This is a genomic window from Emticicia sp. TH156, assembly GCF_002855535.1.
Lineage (GTDB): Bacteria > Bacteroidota > Bacteroidia > Cytophagales > Spirosomataceae > Emticicia > Emticicia fluvialis.
Map to the genome: position 1 here is coordinate 1 of NZ_PKRS01000006.1, position 22273 is coordinate 22273.

At 42.4% G+C, this 22273-nt stretch carries 16 protein-coding genes; 5 read left to right on the forward strand and 11 right to left on the reverse strand.

The genetic code is table 11. The features are described from left to right. Window positions 1–167 precede the first annotated feature (167 nt). The 4 genes from C0V77_RS12035 to C0V77_RS12050 form a co-directional block, all read right to left on the reverse strand. Window positions 168–1235 carry an alkaline phosphatase family protein gene (locus C0V77_RS12035; RefSeq protein WP_101726628.1) on the reverse strand — a complete coding sequence of 356 codons (1068 nt, stop codon included), beginning with the start codon at window positions 1233–1235 and terminating at the stop codon, window positions 168–170. A 65-nt stretch (window positions 1236–1300) separates the two neighbouring features. Beyond that, entirely contained in the window at window positions 1301–1873 is a 573-nt protein-coding gene (locus C0V77_RS12040) for a phosphonate degradation HD-domain oxygenase (protein WP_101726629.1), read from the reverse strand. A 77-nt stretch (window positions 1874–1950) separates the two neighbouring features. Then, entirely contained in the window at window positions 1951–3543 is a 1593-nt protein-coding gene (locus C0V77_RS12045; protein WP_101726630.1) for a SusD/RagB family nutrient-binding outer membrane lipoprotein, read from the reverse strand. 70 nt (window positions 3544–3613) lie between these two features. Beyond that, window positions 3614–6823 carry a SusC/RagA family TonB-linked outer membrane protein gene (locus tag C0V77_RS12050; RefSeq protein ID WP_101726631.1) on the reverse strand — a complete coding sequence of 1070 codons (3210 nt, stop codon included), beginning with the start codon at window positions 6821–6823 and terminating at the stop codon, window positions 3614–3616. 445 nt (window positions 6824–7268) lie between these two features. Here C0V77_RS12050 and C0V77_RS12055 point away from each other — a divergent pair, with 445 nt between their 5' ends. Beyond that, a complete protein-coding gene (locus C0V77_RS12055; protein ID WP_101726632.1) occupies window positions 7269–8072 on the forward strand; it encodes a protein-glutamine glutaminase family protein in 804 nt (267 codons plus the stop codon). Here C0V77_RS12055 and C0V77_RS12060 read toward each other — a convergent pair. The 4 genes from C0V77_RS12060 to C0V77_RS12075 form a co-directional block, all read right to left on the reverse strand. Next, window positions 8062–9147, reverse strand: a complete 1086-nt coding sequence (locus tag C0V77_RS12060) for a phytase (RefSeq protein ID WP_101726633.1) — start codon at window positions 9145–9147, stop codon at window positions 8062–8064. The two genes, C0V77_RS12055 and C0V77_RS12060, sit on opposite strands and share 11 nt — an antisense overlap. 61 nt (window positions 9148–9208) lie before the next feature. Then, window positions 9209–10465, reverse strand: a complete 1257-nt coding sequence (locus C0V77_RS12065; RefSeq protein WP_101726634.1) for a right-handed parallel beta-helix repeat-containing protein — start codon at window positions 10463–10465, stop codon at window positions 9209–9211. Window positions 10466–10493: 28 nt separating this feature from the next. Further along, on the reverse strand, window positions 10494–13232 hold the full coding sequence (locus tag C0V77_RS12070) for a TonB-dependent receptor (protein WP_101726635.1): 2739 nt from the start codon (window positions 13230–13232) through the stop codon (window positions 10494–10496). Window positions 13233–13455: 223 nt separating this feature from the next. Continuing rightward, entirely contained in the window at window positions 13456–13950 is a 495-nt protein-coding gene (locus C0V77_RS12075; protein WP_101726636.1) for a YMGG-like glycine zipper-containing protein, read from the reverse strand. A gap of 448 nt (window positions 13951–14398) precedes the next feature. Here C0V77_RS12075 and C0V77_RS12080 point away from each other — a divergent pair, with 448 nt between their 5' ends. The 3 genes from C0V77_RS12080 to C0V77_RS12090 all read left to right on the forward strand — a co-directional run bounded on the left by C0V77_RS12080 (window position 14399) and on the right by C0V77_RS12090 (window position 16964). Further along, the gene (locus C0V77_RS12080) at window positions 14399–15139 is read left to right on the forward strand and encodes an HAD hydrolase-like protein (protein WP_101726637.1); all 741 of its coding nucleotides are present in this window, start codon (window positions 14399–14401) and stop codon (window positions 15137–15139) included. Beyond that, complete coding sequence (locus C0V77_RS12085; protein ID WP_101726638.1) at window positions 15140–16282, forward strand: TIGR03364 family FAD-dependent oxidoreductase; 1143 nt, start codon at window positions 15140–15142, stop codon at window positions 16280–16282. Between the two features lie 199 nt (window positions 16283–16481). Then, entirely contained in the window at window positions 16482–16964 is a 483-nt protein-coding gene (locus C0V77_RS12090) for a DUF4494 domain-containing protein (protein ID WP_101726639.1), read from the forward strand. 62 nt (window positions 16965–17026) lie between these two features. Here the strand turns inward: C0V77_RS12090 and C0V77_RS12095 are convergent, their stop codons facing one another. Further along, on the reverse strand, window positions 17027–18322 hold the full coding sequence (locus C0V77_RS12095) for a DUF5690 family protein (protein ID WP_101726889.1): 1296 nt from the start codon (window positions 18320–18322) through the stop codon (window positions 17027–17029). Window positions 18323–18544: 222 nt separating this feature from the next. Here C0V77_RS12095 and C0V77_RS12100 point away from each other — a divergent pair, with 222 nt between their 5' ends. Beyond that, window positions 18545–19657 carry an AI-2E family transporter gene (locus C0V77_RS12100; RefSeq protein ID WP_101726640.1) on the forward strand — a complete coding sequence of 371 codons (1113 nt, stop codon included), beginning with the start codon at window positions 18545–18547 and terminating at the stop codon, window positions 19655–19657. A gap of 213 nt (window positions 19658–19870) precedes the next feature. On the opposite strand, the gene C0V77_RS12105 is transcribed toward C0V77_RS12100, so the two are convergent. Together C0V77_RS12105 and C0V77_RS12110 are read right to left on the reverse strand one after the other, a co-directional pair. Beyond that, the gene (locus C0V77_RS12105) at window positions 19871–20419 is read right to left on the reverse strand and encodes a hypothetical protein (protein WP_101726641.1); all 549 of its coding nucleotides are present in this window, start codon (window positions 20417–20419) and stop codon (window positions 19871–19873) included. A gap of 69 nt (window positions 20420–20488) precedes the next feature. Beyond that, the gene (locus C0V77_RS12110; protein WP_101726642.1) at window positions 20489–22249 is read right to left on the reverse strand and encodes a cell shape-determining protein MreB; all 1761 of its coding nucleotides are present in this window, start codon (window positions 22247–22249) and stop codon (window positions 20489–20491) included. Window positions 22250–22273: the final 24 nt, after the last annotated feature.

Genomic DNA, 22273 nt, shown 5'->3' on the forward strand with positions numbered 1-22273 from the left:
AAAAACCCCGAAATTCCAAGAAATTGGCAGTTTTCGGGGTTGTTTTTTTATGTAATACGCTGATATTTAATTACTTATCTCTCATAAGGTTTCCCTATGTAAAATACCAAAAATTAAAGACGAGCCGGGTAGACTCGTCTTTAATTCTTTAATAAGTGCAGATAAGATTACTTCATTACTTCCTTAATTTCTTCCCCTATTTCTTTTCCGTTTTCGAAATTAAAGCCCAGGAATTTGGCTGCCGTTTTAGCAATCTGATTCTGATAATACTGGCTTTCGGTTTTAATCTCTCCCAAGGCCGGGGTATCTGGGCCTATCACTGCAAACCATATCTGGTAGCAATCTGGCACGCGTTGGCCGTGGCTTGTCCACTGTGCTTTGTTTTTATCTCCCCTGCCGTGGTCTGTGGTAATAATAAATGTGGTTTTGTCTTTATACTGAGGCGTGTTCTGGCAATATTTCCATAAATCGGCAATGAATTTATCTACTGTGTTGGCAGCAAAAAGATACTCATCATATTTGGCTTCATGTGCAAACTCGTCGGTTTCATCAAACGACAAGAAAAAAACTTTAGGTTTGTGCTTCTTGACATACTCTTTGGCCATAAAATAAGTAATAAAGTCATGTCTGTCGCTGGCAAGGCTTTCATAATTGGCCAGAATTTCGTTCAGCAATTGCTCTTTCTCATTTACAGCGCCCTCAACAGGGTCTTTACCCGAATTTACCGGAATACCACTACGTGGCTCATTGATAATAAAAGGGAACACATCCCAGGTTGAATAAGCCGCCACTTTGCCGTTTAAACCCTTTTGCTGGTTCAGAAACTCAAGCACGGTTACATTTTCATTCAGTTTTTTATTGTTTGAATTGACTTTGTCGTCTGCATACCCGGTCAGAATCTCATTATAACCCGGGTAGGAGAACCAGTAAGGGTTCAGCACGTTTACTTTACTGTTTTGCCAGCGGTTACCATATAGCTGGCCTTCTTTGGCAATGGTGTTCCAGAAAAAAGGCAATAGTTTTTTTCTTCTTTCTTCAAGGTTATCAGACCCAAAAGTGGTTTTTAGCCGGTCACGGTTTCTGGTAAATTCTTTCTTGTTTAAAAGAGAAGAGTCTAAACCTCCAAAAACTTCCTGCCAGCGGAATCCGTCAGTTGTAATAATAAATACGTTTTCGGTTTTGGTCTGAGCAAAGGTTTTTGCAGCCAGTAAAAGCAACAAGAGAATTTTTTTCATAGTTGATAGATGTTTTTATAACAGATAGCAAACAAAATAAGCAGGTTTCTTATCTTGTACAAAACCTATACTTCTTTAGCGCTTAAATAGTTTTTACAAATGGCCAGAAAATGCTCAAGGTCAGGCAACGGCAGGTTTTCTACCTTGGCGGCCTCGTCCCATCTTCTCATGCGTATGATTACATCAAAATAAGGATTCTTCTCAAATGCCCCGGCCTCTTCTTTTTCCATTCTGCCCCCCTGAAACTCAAGTGTTTGCCTGCTGGCCTCAGATAAGTTACTGTAATAAGCCGGGTTGGCATAGCATAAATAGCGTTTGGCATTAACGTGGTTTTCAACAAGAACGGCTATTTTTTCAGAGAACCCACGTTCTCTCAGCCAGTCGGCGGCTACACCTTCATGGTCTTTACGCCCATAAACGGCCATTAGTTCTTCTTCTGATGCTGCCGGCAGCAAATGCCCGATATCGTGCAGAAAAGCAGCTATCTGCACCTCATCATCAAAGCCTGATACCTGTGCAAGAATAGCCGCCTGTGCGGCATGTTCATACTGGCTGATGGCCTCGCCATAATATTCTTCATCCCCCTGCGACAAGAAGATGTTTCTGATTTCATCAATTATACTGCTGATGTCTTTCATATCACTTACCTTATTATTGAAAGAAAAGTAGCAGAACAATGTTCTGCTACTTTCAACCTTATTTACACAAATCAATATTATTTCATGATCCAGACTATATCGTTGATATCATCTTTGCCTGCATATTGGCTGTTGATAGCATCATTATAGTTTTTGGCGTTGGTAGTGCGCTCAGAAATCGGATACTGCCAACGAACCGCAATACGGTTAGAGTTACCATTACCCACACCACTTTCAAATTTAGGGAAACCCGTACGTCTCCAGTTAAAATATGCTTCCATACCAGAGTTCATAAAGAAAGCGGCATATTTCTGGCTGATAATCTGCTCTAAGCCGGTAGCATTTTTACCTGCGTATTTTACAGCAGCCTGGCTGTAATAAGTATCAAAGCTAAAGTTAATGGTATAATTAGCAAGGTCGGCGGTTTCTCTGCCACCTGTCTTTGAGTAGGTCATGGTGTTGGCGCCATCTTTAATACCATAGAAATCAAGCGACGACTGAATACCTTTTTTATACCATGCTTCGCCGTCTCCGCTGGCCCAGCTACGATGATACGCCTCTGCAATATTGAAGCACATTTCAGGATACCCTACAATGAAAGTGTTTTCAGCCGTATAATTACGGTAGTAACGGTAACGATTCTGGAACGAATACAAACCCGGAGCAAAACCAGCGCCATTGTTTCTACCGGCCTTGTCGCTCATGTCGGTTAAGTCCTCTGCCGAGCTTGCACCTACAAATGCAGTGTAGTCTGAAGGCAATTTACCTGCTTTCAGTTCAGCGCCAGCCGGTTCGCAGGTTACCATTACGCGTGGGTCACGCAACGAAGACAACAAGCCAACATAAGTTTTTGCCATGTTCTGACGAGTGGCATCAAAGCCAAAGTTGTCAGGGTTTGACGGATACTTGTTAAACTGATTGTATTTAAACTCCAGGTTATCTGATAAGCTCTCTAACAACGGAAACTTACTTGGGTTGCCCATCATCTCTGCAAAGCGGGCCTTGATGTTCAGGTCGCCATCGGTTTCTTTTTTGCTCAATGAAACCAGCACTCTCAGTTTATAGGCGTTCACGGCTTTTTGCCATTTGCGCAGGTCACCGCCGAAGTAAAAATCACCAGGAACGGTTTGTCCCTGTGCAATCAGAGTAGCCAGGTTTGCATTGGCTTCGTCAAGCCAGTTAAGAATCTGAATATATACCGCTTTTTGGGTATCATATTTCGGGGTGGTATTATCAATACCTTTCAAGGCTTCAGAAACCGGAAGGTCACCCACACGTTTGGTCATTTCTTCAATAAAGAAAGCTCTGAAGAATTTACCAAGCGCCGAGTATCCGTTTACCTCTGCAAGTCCGGCACGTTTGGCCTCTTCTTCCATTTTCACTACGTTTTTAAGGGTATTGTAGTGATTCGGAGTGGCTGTCCAGGTGTACTCGTTGTTGGCGTAGTAGTTATAGTTAGAACAGTAAAACTGGTTCCAGCGCATTTCGGCGCTGAAAGGGCGGCCGGTATTACCTGCCATGTCGGCCTCAACACCCTGCAAAACAAGCGATGCAGGCACATGAACCGGGCGGTTCGGGTCTTTTTCAAGGTCTTCAAACGATTTTTCGCAACTGCTCAGCGTAACAGCCAAAACTGCGAAAACTCCTGCGAATAACTGATGTATCTTCATTGTTAAATGTTTTTATCTTGATGTTATTGAAATAAGGCTCATCTACATGAGCTGCCTGCTTATACCATGCTTAGAAAGTAAAGTTCAGGTTGATACCGTATCTTCTGGTTGATGGTGTCTGAAGACCAGACCCGCCATTGGTAATATACTGGTTAAGGTCAATGTCTTTTTTCTCGGCAAAGTAAAGCAGGTTTCTGCCTACTAATGATACCGAAGCATTTCTGATTGATTTCCCGAACCATTTCTCAGGCAGATTATAACCTATTACCACTTCACGCAACATACCAAAAGAGCGGCTCATCAGGTTACCTTCGTCAGTATTGTAATAACGGCTCACGTAGTCTTGCACAAATTGTTTAGTGTCATTGGCTCTATATTGCAGTTCTGCGTAATTGGTTACTTTACCGTCAGCATCATATTTAATTGGCACAGCAGGATTATTGGCAAGCACCACGCCTTCGCCTACATACGCTTTTACGCCCAGGTAGTCCTGCTCACGAGCTATACCCATTGCACCTTGGGTTATACCAATATGACGACCACCACGGTAGGTCTGGCGTTGGATGTAATTTGAAATAACACCACCGATACGACCGTCGAACTGGAAGCTCACGTTCACATTTTTATAGCTGAATTTGTTATTGATACCAAACACAAACTTAGGATTGATATAACCCAGGAATTGTGCTACCGGAGCTGTAATTGGACGACCCGAAGCATCGTTAATGATTTGCCCGGTAGGAGTTCTTACAAAGGCCGATCCATAGAATTTATCAAGACGGTCGCCTACTTTGAAGAAAGTGTTCAGGTTCTCAACACCCGGATATATTTCTGTCAGTTTTTCCTGATAAGTTGAGTAGTTTACAAGCACGTCCCAGTTTAAGCCGTCGGCACTTTTAAGAGGTGAGCCAGTAAGAGCAATTTCCCATCCTCTTTTCTGCGTTTTGATACCATTCACCAAAGCTGCCGAATAACCGGTGGTGGTAGAGATAGGCAATGAGAAGATTCTCGGGCCTTCGTCAGAAATAAAATAGGTTACATCAAGACCGATACGGTTCTGCAATACTCTGAAATCAAGACCAAGTTCTGTTTGTGAAGTAGAGCTTGGTTTCAATGATGGGTTGTTCAGCGTACCTGTAAAATAAGCAGCCGGTTGGTTGTTATAGGCAAATGGCGTTGAATAAACTGCCGAGTTACTATAAGCCGGGCCATCATACGGTGAGTAATACTGGTCGCCATATCCTATCGGGTTGCCGTCGCCCAAACTTGGGGTTGTACCAATGGTGCTACGTGTTAAACCATCTTTTACGTTGGCGTACGAAGCACGCAGTTTCAGGAATGAAATAGCTGATGGTACACTCAGGTAGTCTGAAAGAACAGTTGAGGCAGAAACAGAAGGATAAAAGAATGTATTGTTACCTGCAGGTTGTGTTGAGAGTTTATCAACACGGCCGGTTGTTCCGATAGTCAGGAAATTCTTATACGTGAAGTCAGCCGAATAATAAGCCGAATTTACACGCATGGCAGAAGCAAAGTTGGCTGTGCGAACCGGATTGGCCGAGTTGCTGAAGTTATACAAGCCTGGCACGTTCAGGTAGTCTGTAGACCCATACTGAGAGTCATACTCAAAAGTACGGATATTACCACCCGCCCATACTTTGGCATTAAGGCCGCTAAACAGGTCTTTATCAAATTTAACAAGTACGTCGGTATTGTTTTCAAACAGGTTACGACGGTCTTCGCGGTAGTCTCCACGACGTTCGTCACGGCCATAAGCACCGGCAGAGTACGGCATTTTTTCGTTGCGGAACAGGTTCCAGGTGGTAACCTGCGAACGGAACGACGCCTCAAGGTAGTCTGTAAATTTATAGGTTAATGCAGCCTGACCAATGATATCGGTTTTGTAATGGCCTCTTAACCACTCATAACTCATAAAATACGGGTTATTGTAACGTTGGTATTCTGCGTAAATCTGCTGGATACCTTCTTTACCCGGTTGCCAGTAGTTGCGCATGTCGTCAACATTCCAGTCGGCACCCGCCCAAAGGGTCATGTTATAGATAATTGAGTTGGGGCCGTAGTTTACATCCGGAATATTTGGCGTGTACTGCTTGTTATACTGCAGATTTGACGTAAAAGAAAGGCGGTTTGAGAATTTGTAATCAGCACTTACATTGAAGTTGCTAATATTCAGTTTGGTGTTAGGAACAATGCCTCTTTGAGAAATCTGAGAAGCAGAGAAACGCAGGTTATACTTCTCGCCAGTGGCTGAAACAGCTATGTTATTAGTTGAAAGAATACCCGCCTGAAGGAAACGCTCAAGGTTGTCTTTACCACGCGCAACCCAGGGTGTGCCCTGTCTTATGCCTGTTTTGGGGTCTACCGGGCTATCGTATTGCGGTATCAGCTGGCCTTCAAATTTAGGGCCCCAGCCACCGTCATAGTCACCGTCGTTTAATCCACCACCTTTACCGTCAACAAATGCATAACGGCCGTGGTCTCCGGGGCCATACAAATCCTGTACTTTTGGAATGGCATAGAAACCGTTGTCAATCATGGTTGAAGAGTTCAGTTCAACCGAATACCCGCGTTTATCTTTAGAACCACGTTTGGTGGTAATGAGAATTGCACCGTTCTTACCACGGAAACCATAAAGCGCCGAAGCAGACGCCCCTTTCAGAACCGAGTAAGTTTCAATATCATCAGGGCTGATGTTCCAGGTGTCAGAGTTGATAGGTACACCGTCAACCACAAAAAGGATTTCGCTATTACCGCGAAGCGAGATATTCGGCTTGCGTAATAACTCAGGTTGTGTACCAATAGTTAAACCCGCAACCTTACCGGCTAGTGCATTAATGGCGTTTGGCTCGCGTGCTTTAATAGTGGCAGCGCCATCAATAGATTGAATAGCCACCCCAATGCGACGAATGTCTTTTTTTATACCAAGCGCTGTAACTACTACCTCGTTAAGGGCTTTGGTGTCTTCGTTCAATGTAACATTAATAGTAGTCTGGTTACCTACTGAACGCTCTTCGGTTAAGTAACCAATGGCCGAAAAAACCAATACTGAATTGGCATTCACATTACTAACTCTGAAATTTCCGTTTGCATCAGAATTGGTACCCTGTTTGGTACCCTTTAACATAACGCTTACACCGGGGATTCCCTCGCCGGCGGCAGAGGATACCTTCCCGCTTACAATAGTTTGTGCATAAATTGCCCTACTCATTAACAGGCTGCTCAGAAGAACCACCATGCATAATAGGAGATGTTTTTTCATATACTTTTGTTTTTGACGTTAAAAAAGATGTTAATCGTTTAGATTTAAATAATAATTCGTCAGCAGGTTTTCAGGCTGCAAAAGTACGCCTGTAACATTCTGTGAATATTACGTCTGAATTAAGCTATTGTTAAGTCGGTTAGGGAAGCAAAAAAAGTCAGCAATACATTTAGGAGAAAATTATGAAAAAAATGACAATTATCAAGAAGATTTTTTTTGCGGCACCAATTATTACAATGGCCAAGGCAAAGTAAAGTAAAATACTGCCTGCGGACATAAACCCTTAAACCTGAAAGTTTACCCCATTAAGACCACTTCATAGACGCTTATGTAAAGTCCCGGCTCTTAACTTTTGCCTTACAATTACTTCACCAAATCATAACATACCAACCTTTCCTAATTTATCTGCATACTTGTAGTTTTGAGTTCTAATCAATGCACAAAAATGCTTACTGCACTTCAAACAAAAACTTTTGCAGGGTCTGAGATTCAAAGCATATTTAATGAAATCAAACACTTTCTGTATCCGTCCTACCGATACCTGCAGGGCAACTGTCATTGCAATGCCCATTTGGGTTCTCTTTTGTTAACAAAGCATGCTGTTCCTCACAAGAAAATCTGGGTTTTTGCACCATGCCGATACTCTGAACACTCGCGTGAGGTTTTCCGGATTCAGGATCCTAACGGCATGGCTCCGCTTGGCCATATACGTTGGGGTTACCACGTGGCTCCGATGATTGAATGGCAGAATCAGGAGCTGATTTTTGACTTTAATTTTTCAGAAACAAAACCACTGAGCCGTGAAGAATGGCTGGGGCATCTGAACACCCTTAACTATAAATGTGTGATTACTGAAGCCGACCAGTTTTTGTTTTATTCAAGCCCTTCGGCATTAAAGCCTGACAAGAGCCTGTTTAATGGCAACTTCTACCCCATAGAAGGCCTATGCCAGCAAAACAGGTGGTTTGAAAAAGGCCTTGCCGCTAACGAAACCGCGCTGCTGATGTATCAGGAAGTAATTCAGGTGGCTCTCCAAAAAAAGGCCAATGCCAAACTGATAAACGAGTACAAGTTTCTGATTGGCAGCATTAATAATTTTGAATGTGTGTTCAGAGACAAAAGCACCAACAAAAGAATGACGCCGGAGTTTCAGGAAAAACACCATGATTTAATTCATTATTACAGAGGTGTGTTTGAAGACAATGTAGAAAAATGGGCTGAATCAATTAAACAGATTATCAGGGCTTAATAGTCTTCAGTTCTTTCCCGGCTATGTCTTCCCATTTGTAAAGGTGAAAAGTTCTGTCATCGCTCATGGCTATAAAAACCCCCTTTTGAAAGGTTTTGTTCAGTGGCAGGGCAATAGTCTCAGAACCATCACTCTGGTGGGCCTGCACTTTTACAACTTTTAGTAACCGGTGTTCGTATGGATTTTCTCTGGTGCCTTCCCGACTGAAAATATGGAACTTATCTGCACCCTGGTCCGAAACCAGAATATACCCGGTAGTTTTAGAGAGTCTATACAACGATATTCCCTCGTGGTCTTCCGTAAATCCGGTGGTGGCAAAGAGGCTTAACTGGTTATTACCCTTTTCAGGGTCTGCAAAGTACTGCCTAACCCCCACTCCCTCGTCTGAATAATACACATAGCCCAGTTCATCATCAACCATAATTGATTCTATTTCTTTTTTGCCGCTATATAAACCAAACTTTCTTACAAGGGTGGCTTTCACCCGGCCGCTGCCATCATCATTTAACAAATATTGCCCTAAATAGCCACCGGCTGTTGGCCCGGTTTTCCGGCCTACAATGGCATAAATCTGGCCTTTTTTATTTTTATATAAAGCTATACCCATCAGGTCTCTGAAACCCGCCTCATTTTCATTCTCAAAAACAGCTATGCCCCCGTTATCAACGGGTTTCATATCCGGCAATGAAAAAATCCTGAGTTTATGCGTGTGGCGTTCGGTAGTTACCGCAATGTCGGTGGCCACGCCATTTAAAATAAGCCCATATTCAATATCCACATTATTAGGTCTTTTCAGCCCGCGCACCACTTTGTCTTCCTGAACTTTTCCCTGTAAATCAAAAACATAAAGGGCGCCATCCTGGTCTTTGTCTGTTCCTAAAATCAGGCTTTTACCGGGGTCTTTCGGGTTAATCCAAACAGCAGGGTCATCTGAGTCTCTTCTCACACTATCGGTTACATAAACCGGCGCAATAACCGATTCAGCAGCCGAAACATTTTGAATGGAAGATGGCTGCTGTCTGTTTACACAAGAAAATACAAGCAGACATAAAAAGGGCACTAACCGGATATTCATAATGGGAACAGATTAAACCCCAAGCCAAATCTGTACCTGGCCTGGGGTTTTGACAAAAATATTATTTTACATTGAACGCTCCTGAATAGGTTGAAGGCTCCGGCGACTTGTACAACTGGCCATTCAGCGTTAAACCATTAGCAAAATTTCTTTTGAAATTAGTAATACCTTTACCCAGTACTGGTGAACCTGTTTGGAGTCTGAAATCCCAGTTTGAATCGAAATTACTATCTTTTGCGGTACCTAAAGGAAAATTAACAAATTTCGGGTCATTGTCTCCGGCCGTTTTACTGATTACATCATTGGTACCGGCAATGATTTCTGAACTTGGCTGAAACTGGTTTACACCATCCTGGTAGAAACCGTAATAATAGGTATTTGTAAATACCGAACGATTATCCTCAGGTTTTTTAGTATCTCTTTTAATTCCGAACCGGCAGTTAACCAGCAGATTGTTATGCAACTCTACATTGGCGCTTGCCTCAACCCATATTGATCCGCCTTTTACTGAAGGTCTTCTCCAGCCATTGTTTACAAACGTATTATTGTAGCCTACAATAAATAACTGCGGTGTTCTTTCGCCAACATTTGATAACTTTAAACCATTGGTATTGGCGTTATAAACCAAATTGTAAGCAACATCTGCATTTACACCCGATTTAAGGTTGATAGCATCTCCTCCACTTTCGCCGGTAGTATGAAAAATATTATTGGCAAATATAACACTTCCGCCCTCAATATAGGTGGCGTCTTCTCCAAAATGGCGGATAGTTGAGTTTTGAACCACCAGTTTACCACTTACATTAGAAAACCAAAGGGCCGGAACGCGCTCGCCGCTGGCTGCTTTATATAAACCCTGCTTTACTGAAGTTGAGGCTTCGGTAGTGGTGGCACCACCATATTCTAAAATGGTGTTATCCAGTAATAATTCTGCACAGGTTTTAGAGGCCAGAATACCACCCCACAAACGCCCGAAATTATACTTGACGGTTCTGGCGGCTTCTATAACTGTAAACTTTACAGGTTTTTCTTTAGTACCAACCGAGTATAGATTACCATGCACAATAAACTCCGGTTTGGCTACTGTATCCATTACTACAGTAACTCCTTCCTGAATAATCAGGCTTTTACCGGCAGGCACCACGATGTCGCCTTTTACGGTAACTATCGAATTTTTAGCCCATGTACCAGACACTTCTCCTGTTACGCTCAGCTCATCCGGTTTGGTACCTGTCTGAGGGTCGTTGGTAACTTCATCTTTGTCGCAGCTGGTAATAAATGCTGAAGCAAGCATTAATAAAAAAAGAACTCTTTTCATTTTCGTTGGAATTTGCATTGAAGGATAATTACATTTTAAATCTTAAGCCTATCAGGTAGTTTCGCTGGTAATAATCTTCCCGTATCAGGGTTTTATTTTTGCTGTTTATATCCTGATAAATATTGGCGTTCTGCGGATTGGTATTCTTAATAAACACACGCATGGGGGTATCAAGCAGGTTATTTGCCTTTACATAAATAACCCAACCTGAGCCGATTGCTTTTTCGACCGAGGCATCCATCTGCACAAATGCGCCCTGCCATAAGTCGTTGTTCAGAAACTGAGATACCGTATTGATGCGGTCGCCGGTGTAAGAGGCCGCCAGTTGGGCATCCCAACCTGCTTTAGTGTCTTTGAAGAGTAATGAAATATTACCCACATTGGCAGCCTGCCCGTATAAAGGGCGTGTTTGCGCTATATTTTTCGAGCGCAAATTGCCATTCTGGTCTCTTTCTCTGATAATCTTCTGGGTAGTTATTGAAGAATGGGTGTAGGTATAATTGGCCTTTAGGCCAAATTTCCGGAAGTATTTGATGAGGTCGAGTTCGAATCCATAGTTGGTGGCATTACCATAATTACCCGGCGAATAAAACACATCTTGCCCACGGGTGGCGTCTACACTAAGCGCATACTCAATGGGGTCTTTAATATACTTGTAAAACAAACCCAGCATAGCCTGGTCTGCCTGCGTCGGAAAAACCTCATAGCGTAAATCAAAATTATCGGCAACGGCTCTTTTTAAATCCGGGTTCCCTCTTTCCTGAAACTCTTCATTGACTACCTTACCCGGCACAAGTTCAAAAAAACCGGGACGATTGATTGACCTGAAGTAAGACCCCCTGACAAACTGTTTGTTTTTTAACTCATATTTCAGATTCAGACTCGGCAGTATATCTGTATAAATCTGTTCTCCTTTGGGCCGAAGCTCGCCTAACGGAAAACGCATTTCATAGCCCTGATTGGTATGTTCTACACGTAGCCCGCCAATCAGCTGCAAGCGGGTAAGCTGCCATTTGGCCATCACATATTCTGCCAGAATTTGCTCTGATGCTCTGTATGAAAGCGCATTGGCTACCGAACCACGCGGATTCTCCAAATTCCATGCGATGTCTGCATATTCCTGATAGTCTTTTCCATAAAGTGCAAAAGGGTTTGAAGGCTTAAACACATAGTTATTGTAGAAATTATTGCGGCTTTTATTTCTGTATAAACCTCCGGCTGAAATATCCGCTTTGCTCATTTTATAAACCAGATTCAGGTATCCGGTCAAATCATAATCTGCATTATGCTCCCATCTTCTGGTATATTGCTGAGGATACGTACGTGTCTCGGCAAAGTTCTCGCGTTTGCCTAAAAGTTCAATGCTGGTGTTATCAGGCACCTTATTGGTAGCTAAGGAATATACCGCCGACCAGTTAAGGTTCAGTTTCCTGAGCAGCTCATGGTTACCCTGCAAAGTGCTGTTAAAAATCTGTTGTACTGTCAGGCGAGACCGCGTGCTGTAAGAAAGCCCTGCATTGCCTTGGTCAGGGTCGTATCCGCCTGATGAATATTCGGTGTTTTTGGTATCTCTGACCTGCTGATTAGACAAATACAGATAAGCATTATACCATTGAAATTTATGCCGGAAATTGGGTTTATAATCCAGCTTTGCATGTAGCCCGTACCGCCCCTGCTGCTCAGCGTATCTTCGTTCAGCAAGGCTTGTGAGGCGGGAAGACAGCTCGGTGTCATAAACGGTTGATGAGTAAAAAAGACTGTTACTGCCTCTGTAGGTATTCTGAAAACTACCTGCAACCACTGCGCCCAGTTTGTTATTCAGAAAACGGTTACCTAAAGAAAAACCACCGACAATATTGGGCAACGGTTTTGCAGACCGATACTGAATAGTGGTTTTAGGAAAATTAGCTACTGTGGCAGAATAGTCTTTCCCAAATTGTTCGTAAGGAGACTTAAAATTGATATCCTTTAATGAATAACTCATAAAGTCTCTGTTCAAAAAAAGCTGGTTATAACCCGTTGCCAGATTAAACTTTATTTCGCGGTTGTTAGGTGCGTCTTTCATAACCATGTTCACCACACCTCCCACTGCATCACCTTCCAGGTCAGGTGTCAGGGTTTTGGTTACTTCAAGCCGCCCCAGTAATTCTGACGGAAAAATATCCAGTGGCACATACCGGTACTTATTATCAGGGCTCGGAATCTTAACACCATTTACAAGTGTATAATTATAACGCTTATCCATTCCACGCAGAATCGCGTACTGGCCATCTCCATTGCTGTTTCTCTCAATAGAAACACCCGACACCCGCTGAATCAGATTGGCCACTGTCAGGTCAGGCGATATTTCAATGGCTTTGCCTGACACAATGTTCATTAGCTGACTGGCGTTTCTTTCCAACTGCCGGGCCATTAACTCAGTTGATTTATCAGCAGCGCCTACCACCACCACCTCATTCAGGGTACGCTGGCTGTCGTCTTCCAAGGTAATGTTAACAACCGTATCTGCCTGCAAAAGCTTAACTTTTAGTGTTACCGGCTTATACGACACATAAGTAACCTGTAGCTGATATTCGCCGGCCGGCACATTTTTAAGCATGTAAGACCCATCCAGGCCCGAAATGGCAAAAAAAGGCTGGTTCAGTAACCTTACTGAAGCGCCAATTAATGGCTCGCCGGTGGCTTTGTCTGTAATTACACCCTTAAGTGTGAAAGCAGATACCTTAAATGCAGTTAAAACAAAAACAAGGATAAAAATTCTGGCCATCAGGCAGCATTATTAATTACTACGGTAATAAAAATGCAAAAGTCGATAGCAAGAAAAAACTAATGGATAAGAGATTGTGAAGATATTATTAATAAAATCGGCAAAAATTAAATTACTGTAAACTCTCACTGCCCGCGGTAAAAATGACGGGCCATTACCACAAAAAACCCCGGTAAATGAAGGGTATCCACTTACCGGGGCTGCGTTTCAATGAAAGAAAACCTTATTGCTGTTGCTTCTTTTGTTGCTGTTTATCTACTATAACACCGGTAATGGCTCCGGCACCCGCGCCTACACCTGCGCCTATCAGCGCCCCTTTGCCTTTTTTATCTTTAGCAATAGCCACACCCGTTAAAGCACCTACACCGGCGCCAATCAAAGCACCTTTGGCCGCATTACTCATTCTCTTTTTGTGAGAGGTCTGAGAAACCGGAACGTAATCGGCAGACGACCCGCTGCTGCCATTAGAAGCATATGTATACGATGACCCGCTTTTGGCTCTGGTTGCCTTTTGGGATTCCAGTTTACGCTCCTCTTCTTCTTTCACTACATTCATCGAGTCTATGGTAGCTTGTTTTACGCGCTCAAGTTCTACCACCTGGTTTACCGAATCAATGGCTGCCTGTCTTGCGGCTTGTATTTCTTTTTCTGTGTTTGCTTTATTATTGCAACTCATTGTAAACCATACAAGTGAGATGCCCAACAATACATTTTTCATTAGCATTTAATTTAGTAGTATCTTTTTTGACAATGGTTTTTCAGAAAGGCTTAATATCTCATGTGCTGCCGCCTGACTGTTTGCAGACTACCAATAAAAAATATAAGCCGCATAAGCCGCCCTACTTGGCCTGAGCAGCAAAACAAGCCATAAAACACTGAATACAAGAGACTTAAACACAAACCAAAAAATAAATATTGCACAGTAAACTGAACCAGATATGCCAGACTAATGTGTAATTTCGGGGAAATTTTTCCACAAGAAAGCAATTCAATATGTATAAGCTGATGAAAAACCTTTTACAAAAAGTACAACCCTGAAGACGTATCAGCTTGTTAAGCAGATAAAACAAGGTACCAGTAGGCTGGTTTTGTGCCACTGTGGCTTAACAAAAACATAATATGTTTAATCAAAACAAGTCATTTATTTTTGTCAAAAACATTACCTTATGTATCCAATCAGATTAGTCGTTTTTGATATGGCCGGTACTACCGTTCAGGACAAAAAAGAAGTAGAAACCTGCTTTGCCAGAGCCTGTGAGTACGTGGGTCTAAACGTTACCGCTGAAAGAATCCTGGCTCTGCAGGGTTACTCGAAGATTGAGGTTTTCAAAATGTTATGGGAAGAAAAAACAGGCAAAGACCATCCCGAATATGAAGAAAACGTTATCTATTCTTATGACTATTTCAGGCTGATTCTGGAAGAACACTATCGTACTCATGAGGTGCTTCCGACAGAGGGATGTCTGGAACTATTTGATTTTTTACGCAAGAATAATATTAAAATAGCGCTTACCACCGGCTTTTACCGGGTTGTAACCAATATTATACTGGATAAACTGAGTTGGCTTGACGGGCTGGAGTTTAACTATGTGAATACTTCTGGCAGGTCTGTTATTGATGTATCTATCGCCAGCGATGAGGTACCTAAAGGCCGGCCAGAGCCATACATGATACAAAAAGCCATGAAATTAATGGGCGTAACAGACCCCTACGAAGTAATTAACATTGGCGATACACCTTCTGACCTCAAGTCAGGCGTTAGAGCCGGATGCCGCCTGTCTTTAGGTGTGGTTAATGGTACACACACGCGCCAGCAGCTGAGTATTATACGCAATGATGGTCTTCTTGACTCTCTGAAAGACCTGAAAGACACAATCATCAAACTGGGCGTTCTTAACGAAGCATAAATGAAAAATTTTGACTTAATAGTAGTAGGTAGCGGTATTATGGGGGCTTTTCATGCTTACCATGCAGCTAAAAAAGGCAAAAAAGTACTGATTATTGAAAAAGACAATTTTCCGGTCAGCGCTACTGTTCGTAATTTCGGACAAGCCGTGCCATCAGGTTCGGCCGGAAAATGGTTCGATTATGGCCGCAGAAGCCTGGAAATCTACAAAGACATACAACAACAGTTTGATATATCTGTCAGAAAAAACGGCACCATTTACATTGCCTCTGACGACACCGAATGGCAGCTGGCTAATGAACTCTTTGATATTCATCAGCGCCAGGGTTATGAATGCTCTTTGCTGTCGAAAAGACAATGCCTTGATTTATACCCGGAACTGAAGCAGGACTACGTGCGAGGGGCCATTTATTACCCTAACGAAGTAAGCGTAGAGCCGAACCTGCTTATTTACAGAATTATACAATACCTGCAAGAACAACTGGGCGTTACGTACCTTAACAACACCAGTGTTATCAACTGTACCGATATTTCTGGCAAGGTGGTGGTTACGACCGCAGGCTCACAGCTTTACTCGGCAGATAAAGCCATTATTTGCAGCGGATATGTATTCAACCTGCTTTTTCCTGAAATATATGCTCAAAGCGGTATGGTTGTGAGCAAACTGCAAATGCTACAGACCGTGCCATTGGCCAACGTAAGCATTAAGGGCAACATACTTACCGGGCTCTCTATACGCCGTTATGAGTCGTTTGAGCAATGCCCTTCATTCAAAAACATCACTACTCCTGAACATTACTCAGAACTAAAAAAGTGGGGTATCCATATTCTGTTCAAGCAGGCCATTGACGGTTCTGTTATCATTGGAGACTCACACGAATACGCTCCCGTAGGCCGTACCGATGAACTAGGTTTTGATACCCAAAACCATATCAACGAACTGATGCTAAAAGAAGCCGAGCGTATAATGAGTTTCCCGGTACGTAAAATTGCCCGTGCCTGGGCTGGATTTTACGCCCAGCACCCTAACGATATTTTTGAGTTTGACATAAGCCCCAATATTCATATCCGCACCGGCATTGGCGGTAAAGGTATGACAACCAGTGCCGGCTACGCCGAAAACATGATTGCGTCGCTTCTATAATCCGGCGTGGCATGCCCGTTCATGCCACGTTCTAAGCTCTTACCACCCTTTTTCAGTAGTGTTTCTTTATTCTTGCTTATAAAGCCCACCTGCCTGCTCAGTACTATAATTTTATTATCAGATTTGTACAGGTCTTTTCAATAGCCTCTGTAATTTTGCATCACAAAAGTTTTCCATTCATTAATAATCCATTTAGAATATGTCAGCTTGGTATCAAGGAAAGATTCGCTATCAGATTGTAGACGAAAAAGACAAAACAGTGAAAGTGACTGAAGTATATTTAGTAGATGCCGTGTCTTATACCGATGCCGAAGCAAGAATCTACTCAGCCGTGGCTGCTAACGTGCCAGAGTTTCATTTGTCAGGCCTGGCCCGCCGGAAATTCCATGAGGTTTTCTTTGTAGAAGACGGCGCCGAAACCTGGTTTAAAGTAAAAGTAAACTTCATGAGTTTCGACGAAAAAACACAAAAAGAAAAACGCACGCCGTTTAATATGCTGATTAACGCCCAGAACCCGTCTGAAGCCTATAACCTGATTGCTGAAAGACTGGGAACAGTAGAAGATTACCAGATTACCGATATCAACCTTACCAATATTCTGGAAGTACTACCTTATGACGAAGTAGACGAAAAACTAAAAAACGGTAATTTCAAGCCTCTATCTGAGCTATCGGCCAACTAATAAGCCCTCATAAAAAAAGGTGTTTTTTGCAAGCAGAAAATACCTTTTTTTATACCTGCCAGCTACACCATTTCAGATTCGGGAGACAGTTTCCACCACACACGGCCGTTTAAATGTTTGTTTGTAAAGTAAATGAGCTGTATAATCAGCAAAACAAACGACACTACCGAAATAATATAGCTGAACGTTATAAGCACGTTGACAAACGAAATCTGACGCAGAAAAAACTCACGGTAAAGCAACAGGCAAACGCTGCCCAGATACCCGATGGCGTCGCAGATATACACCAGAAAGCCCACATTTCCTTTTGCTTTAAAAAGGGCTATCAGCCGCTCAAAAACAACGGTCTGTATTAAAAGATAGGGTAAAAACAAACCAATGCCCAGGCTCAGCATCCACAATTTTGCTGAAATCAACTGTTGCTGAAACGCCCATGTGCTACCCCCACAGGCCATTACTGCCAGCAACATCATCAGCGTAAAGGTCAGGTACGAATAAAAATTATTTCGTATAAACGCTATCAACGCTATCAGACTCACCACAACCAGGCCAATAGTGCTTTCAATCTCTGAAAATATTACCTTACTAAACCCAGGCTCAATCTCGCGCCATATTTCTACTGCAAAATTATCTCTGAAGTCTCTCATGGTTGCCATCAGCAAGTACATACCTACAAAGCAGAACAGCCCGATACCAAACTCCCTCACAATTTTGTTTTTATCGTCTGCGGTCATGGCCACGCGCTTGTTACGCAGTTTCAGGTCTTCTGCATTAGGCGGGGGTATCTGAGCCAGCATCCAGACAAAAAACAGAAAAAACGGCAGAAAGATAAGCCCGATTATAAAAGGCAGATGAAACTCCTGAAAATGAAAAGTTTCCTGCAGGTACAGGTAAATGGTCTTTAGCACGCCAGAGGTCATTACCAGATTCAGGCTTAACCCTAAAGCAAGAAATTCCGTCATTTTACGGCCCTCCAGATAGCTGAAAATCACACCCCATACCATGCCCAGAGGTAACCCATTCATGAATAGAAATATAAAATTGTAAGGATAAGGCACAAACCCAAATGCCAGCAGTGCAAGCTCGGCAAAGGTTATCAGGCCAATAATAAGCCCAATACGGCTTTTTGATTTTAGCTCGGCTATTATTTTAATACCAATTATTTTAGACAGCATATAGCCAAAAACCTGAGCAATAATCAGGATACTCTTGTAGCCTAAGCCCCATAACTGATAGTTTTCATAAAGTCCGGTTGTAAAGGGCTTCCGGAATGCATACATACAGAAATACGTACCAAAAGCAGCAATAATGCACCAGATTATTAATAATACCTCAGATTTTTCCAGGATTTTCTTCACAGGTTTCATTACTTAATTGAACCTGTAAGTTCGATATCCAATATAAACTCAACGTTACGGAAGTATTAAATAAACTCTATGTAGAATTAATTCTACATAGGCTATACGTACTAATCCACATAAACAAGCATATTTGTGTGCGTTATACTACCTTATTAAACTGGACAATTTTTTTGAAGTACCCGGTAGCGATATCAGTCAGAAATTTAATCAAACAAAATCATGGATCTGAATTCTATAAAATTACCTGTTTACCTGAAACTTGCGCAAATTGTGATGGGGCTTGTGGCTTTTTTTTATATACTTTACGTTGGCCAGAACATCATTATACCATTTATTCTGGCCGTGGTTATTGCCATACTGCTTAACCCTGCCGTTAATTATTTATGCAGTAAAAAATTGAACCGGATACTGGCAATCAGCCTGGCTATTTTTGCCGGATTTGTTATTTTAGCCGCCGTACTGTTTTTTATTGGCTCACAATTGGTTATGTTCAGCGACACTTTCCCGCAGTTCAAGCAAAAATTTGATGCGCTGTCTGCAGAAACCGTTAACTGGGTAACCCAAACCTTTGGCCTCAGTAAAACCAGATTGCAGGAAATGATAACCAATATAAAAACCGAAGGCATGAAGAATGGCACCGTGGTAGTTACCAAAACACTAGGAGCCATGAGTAATATTTTTGCGTTGTTTGTGCTGTTACCGGTTTATATATTTCTGATACTATTTTATAAATCGCTGCTGCTTGAGTTTATATCGATGCTGTTTCATAATGCGAAAAAAAATATAGTAGAAGAAGTACTGATTGAAACAAAAGCCCTTATTCAAAGCTACCTGATGGGCTTGCTGATTGAAGCCGTTATTGTATCGGCGCTTTTCTCGGTTGGTCTTTTGTTGCTGGGTATTGAATATGCAATTCTGATAGGTATTATTGCGGCCATACTTAACCTGATACCTTATATCGGTAACCTGATAGCGATGGTTTTCCCGATTACGGTGGCGCTTACCAACAAAGAGCCTATTTATGTTCTTTGGGTAATTATCCTTTTTTCAACCGTGCAGTTTATTGATAATAACCTCATAGTACCTAAAATAGTAGCAAGCAAGGTAAAAGTAAACGCGCTTATTTCAATAATAGTGGTACTCATTGGCGGAGCCCTATGGGGTATTGCAGGCATGTTTCTTTCTATACCGCTTACGGCGATACTAAAAGTAATTTTTGACAGAATAGATGACCTGAAGCCTTTCGGTTTTCTGATTGGCGACAACCAGCCACCCGTCAGCAAAATTGCCTTTAATCTTAAAAGTGGCAGCAAAAGGTCTAAAGCTAAATAAGGTTAATTGCAATTACGATGCAAAATTTTGCTGCCAATTATAGGATACGGTGTCGGTCTGATGTTCTGAATTGTAGCAAAAGCGAGACTAACAGAAAAAGAAAAAGTCAGAAGCAACGCCTCTGACTTTTCTGATTTAACACCAATATGAATCTGCTGATTCAATTCTCAACCAAAGGGCTGATAATCTTCTAGTTATAAAACTAATGTCTTTTTATTGTATAGATTCAGAAGTGGGTGCCACCCATTCATTCAGTTTTTTATCATAAACCAAATGGGCATCCGGCCATTCTACGTAATGCTTCATGCCCAGGTATTTATTCAGGTTTCCGGTCTTTATCAGTTCTTTGAACAAGAACCTGCCTCTTTCCTTTACCAGTTTTTCGTCCAGATGAGGTGTATTAACTACCTCTTCAAAATTGGTCGGCATCAGGTTTTTCCCTAGTTTGTATCTTCCTATCACTCCACGCTTATACGGCAGATTACCTACTGGGCGTATCACAAAAAAATAATGGGTGCTATCCGGGCCGACATAATAGTTTTCTATGCTGAATTTTGGCAAAGCTGCAACATAGAAATTCCTGAACCGGGCTTGGAATCTTGTCTGATTGGTTGATTGAGGCGCCTTACTATAAATATAGGTTACGATATTTGTGAGTAAAGTATCTTGTTGTGCTGTGTCAAAATAATGAGTGACCTTATATTTGTCTGCCTGGCACGAAACCGCAATCAGACAAATAAAAATCCATAAACTCTTTTTCATATTGGTGTTGATATAAACTTAAAAAACAAGGGGCGGGTACTTCCTACCCCTTGTTTTTTGAAAGAAATATTACTTGATATAAACTACCGCGCTAGGGTTAAACTCAGCCCAGGTGGCTGTCCAGTCTGTATCTTTAAATGCTCCTACGTAATCGGTAGCAGTAAAGAAGGCAGGCAAGGTTACAGTTGAAGTACCTTTAGTGATGGCATCTGTTGCAGAGGTAGTAATAGTAAACGTTGGGCGACCCGCACCAAATACAGTATTGCTGATACCTGTGGTTGTCCATGAAGCAACAGTTTTGTTACCCGCCAAAGAAGCAAACCACTCAGATGGCTTTTGTGTACCGATAGTTAAAGCAGCAGCAGGGGTAGAGGTGTTTACGTCACGTACCGCAAAACCTTGTGGTTGTGTTGCAGCGCCTTGTCCGTATCCATTGGTACCCCAGCCTGTTACGCCGGCAAGAACCACATTGTTTAATACCAGCGAACCCGCAACTGCGTTAGCGGCAGTAGTAGAACCGTCAATATAAACACCATTAGGGTAACCCGTAACAAATGTGTTATAAACCTTGATTTTATTGTTACGACGTAAGTGCATACCATTCTGGAACAATGTGCTGATAAATGTCTCCTGGCTTTGTTTAGCTCCAATCAATGATACGTTAGCCAATGTTGGCGATGTGAAAGGCTCGGCTGAGGTTCCCTGACCATCGTTATCTACTTCAAAGCCGTTAGATCCAGACTGGTCAGCACTTGTAGCGCCACGCAGACCTACTGCAAACTGAATGTTTCCTCTAAAACCGTTATCCATATCAAAATCATCGTCAAGACCTCTGTAAGCTACCAGATATTTTGCATTTACAGTACCACCAAACCACTCGTAAGAGTCGTCGCCACCATAAGAAGCCTGCAGATACTCTAGTGATGTACCACTACCTACTGAACCAAAAGTAAATGAGTTAATTTCCTGATTGGGGTTGATAGGCACACCTGCATACTCAACACGAACATATTTCAAGCTACCAGAGTTATCTGCATCATCGCTGCCACCATGCCAGCCTTTGTAGCTACCCTCCAATTGTGCAGAACCGCCAGGCAGGTTATTTTTTGCTTTACCGCAAATTACTAATCCACCCCAGTCGCCGGCTTCACGCTCACCTACACCACGTTCAGATGTAAACACGATAGGCTCAGAAGCTGTACCGTTAGCAATAATTTTGCTACCACGTTGGATAATCAAAGTACCTTTGGTAGAACGCTCACCGATAATAACTGTACCAGCCTCAATGGTAAGGGTTCCGGTTGCAACACCAGCAGCAGCGGTTTCGGTGGTGTCGCCACCCACGCGTACAAAGCCAGACAATTTGTAGATTTTATCTTTTGTCCAGCTGATGTTGCCTGTTAAAAGTCCTTTAACTGTAACCACTTGTTTAGGCGGAACAGCCGTTACTTTTACTGTAAATGTAACCGGCGCTGATGCCTGGTTTTTTGTGTCTGTTGCAATAACAGTAAAGTTTACTGTTGTACCAGAAGCCAGGCTTTCAATAGTATATTCTTTCGAGTAATTGTCTGAAGTTGCTCCGTCTGTATAAGTTTTTGTATCAAAAGCGGCTCCGTTTTTCAAAACAGTAAGGGTTTTCAAACCAGCCGGTGCACTGATAGAAGCCGTAACATTTACTTTAGCTCCTGGAACACCAGATGCCTCAGCACCTGCCGATGCAGTTGGTGCCGGGAAAACTTCTTCATCTTCTTTACATGCGTTCAGTACAAACACAGCCGAAACTGCCATTGCACTTGCTGCAAACAATCGAGATAATCTGGAAAATTGCATGATTTTTGGGGTTTTAAATGTAAA

What these genes read in the sequence shown, in the direction of transcription:
- C0V77_RS12035 (WP_101726628.1), bottom strand. Translation starts at nt 1,235, where the DNA reads ATGAAAAAAATTCTCTTGTTGCTTTTACTGGCTGCAAAAACCTTTGCT.
- C0V77_RS12040 (WP_101726629.1), bottom strand. Translation starts at nt 1,873, where the DNA reads ATGAAAGACATCAGCAGTATAATTGATGAAATCAGAAACATCTTCTTG.
- C0V77_RS12045 (WP_101726630.1), bottom strand. Translation starts at nt 3,543, where the DNA reads ATGAAGATACATCAGTTATTCGCAGGAGTTTTCGCAGTTTTGGCTGTT.
- C0V77_RS12050 (WP_101726631.1), bottom strand. Translation starts at nt 6,823, where the DNA reads ATGAAAAAACATCTCCTATTATGCATGGTGGTTCTTCTGAGCAGCCTG.
- C0V77_RS12055 (WP_101726632.1), top strand. Translation starts at nt 7,269, where the DNA reads ATGCTTACTGCACTTCAAACAAAAACTTTTGCAGGGTCTGAGATTCAA.
- C0V77_RS12060 (WP_101726633.1), bottom strand. Translation starts at nt 9,147, where the DNA reads ATGAATATCCGGTTAGTGCCCTTTTTATGTCTGCTTGTATTTTCTTGT.
- C0V77_RS12065 (WP_101726634.1), bottom strand. Translation starts at nt 10,465, where the DNA reads ATGAAAAGAGTTCTTTTTTTATTAATGCTTGCTTCAGCATTTATTACC.
- C0V77_RS12070 (WP_101726635.1), bottom strand. Translation starts at nt 13,232, where the DNA reads ATGGCCAGAATTTTTATCCTTGTTTTTGTTTTAACTGCATTTAAGGTA.
- C0V77_RS12075 (WP_101726636.1), bottom strand. Translation starts at nt 13,950, where the DNA reads ATGAAAAATGTATTGTTGGGCATCTCACTTGTATGGTTTACAATGAGT.
- C0V77_RS12080 (WP_101726637.1), top strand. Translation starts at nt 14,399, where the DNA reads ATGTATCCAATCAGATTAGTCGTTTTTGATATGGCCGGTACTACCGTT.
- C0V77_RS12085 (WP_101726638.1), top strand. Translation starts at nt 15,140, where the DNA reads ATGAAAAATTTTGACTTAATAGTAGTAGGTAGCGGTATTATGGGGGCT.
- C0V77_RS12090 (WP_101726639.1), top strand. Translation starts at nt 16,482, where the DNA reads ATGTCAGCTTGGTATCAAGGAAAGATTCGCTATCAGATTGTAGACGAA.
- C0V77_RS12100 (WP_101726640.1), top strand. Translation starts at nt 18,545, where the DNA reads ATGGATCTGAATTCTATAAAATTACCTGTTTACCTGAAACTTGCGCAA.
- C0V77_RS12105 (WP_101726641.1), bottom strand. Translation starts at nt 20,419, where the DNA reads ATGAAAAAGAGTTTATGGATTTTTATTTGTCTGATTGCGGTTTCGTGC.
- C0V77_RS12110 (WP_101726642.1), bottom strand. Translation starts at nt 22,249, where the DNA reads ATGCAATTTTCCAGATTATCTCGATTGTTTGCAGCAAGTGCAATGGCA.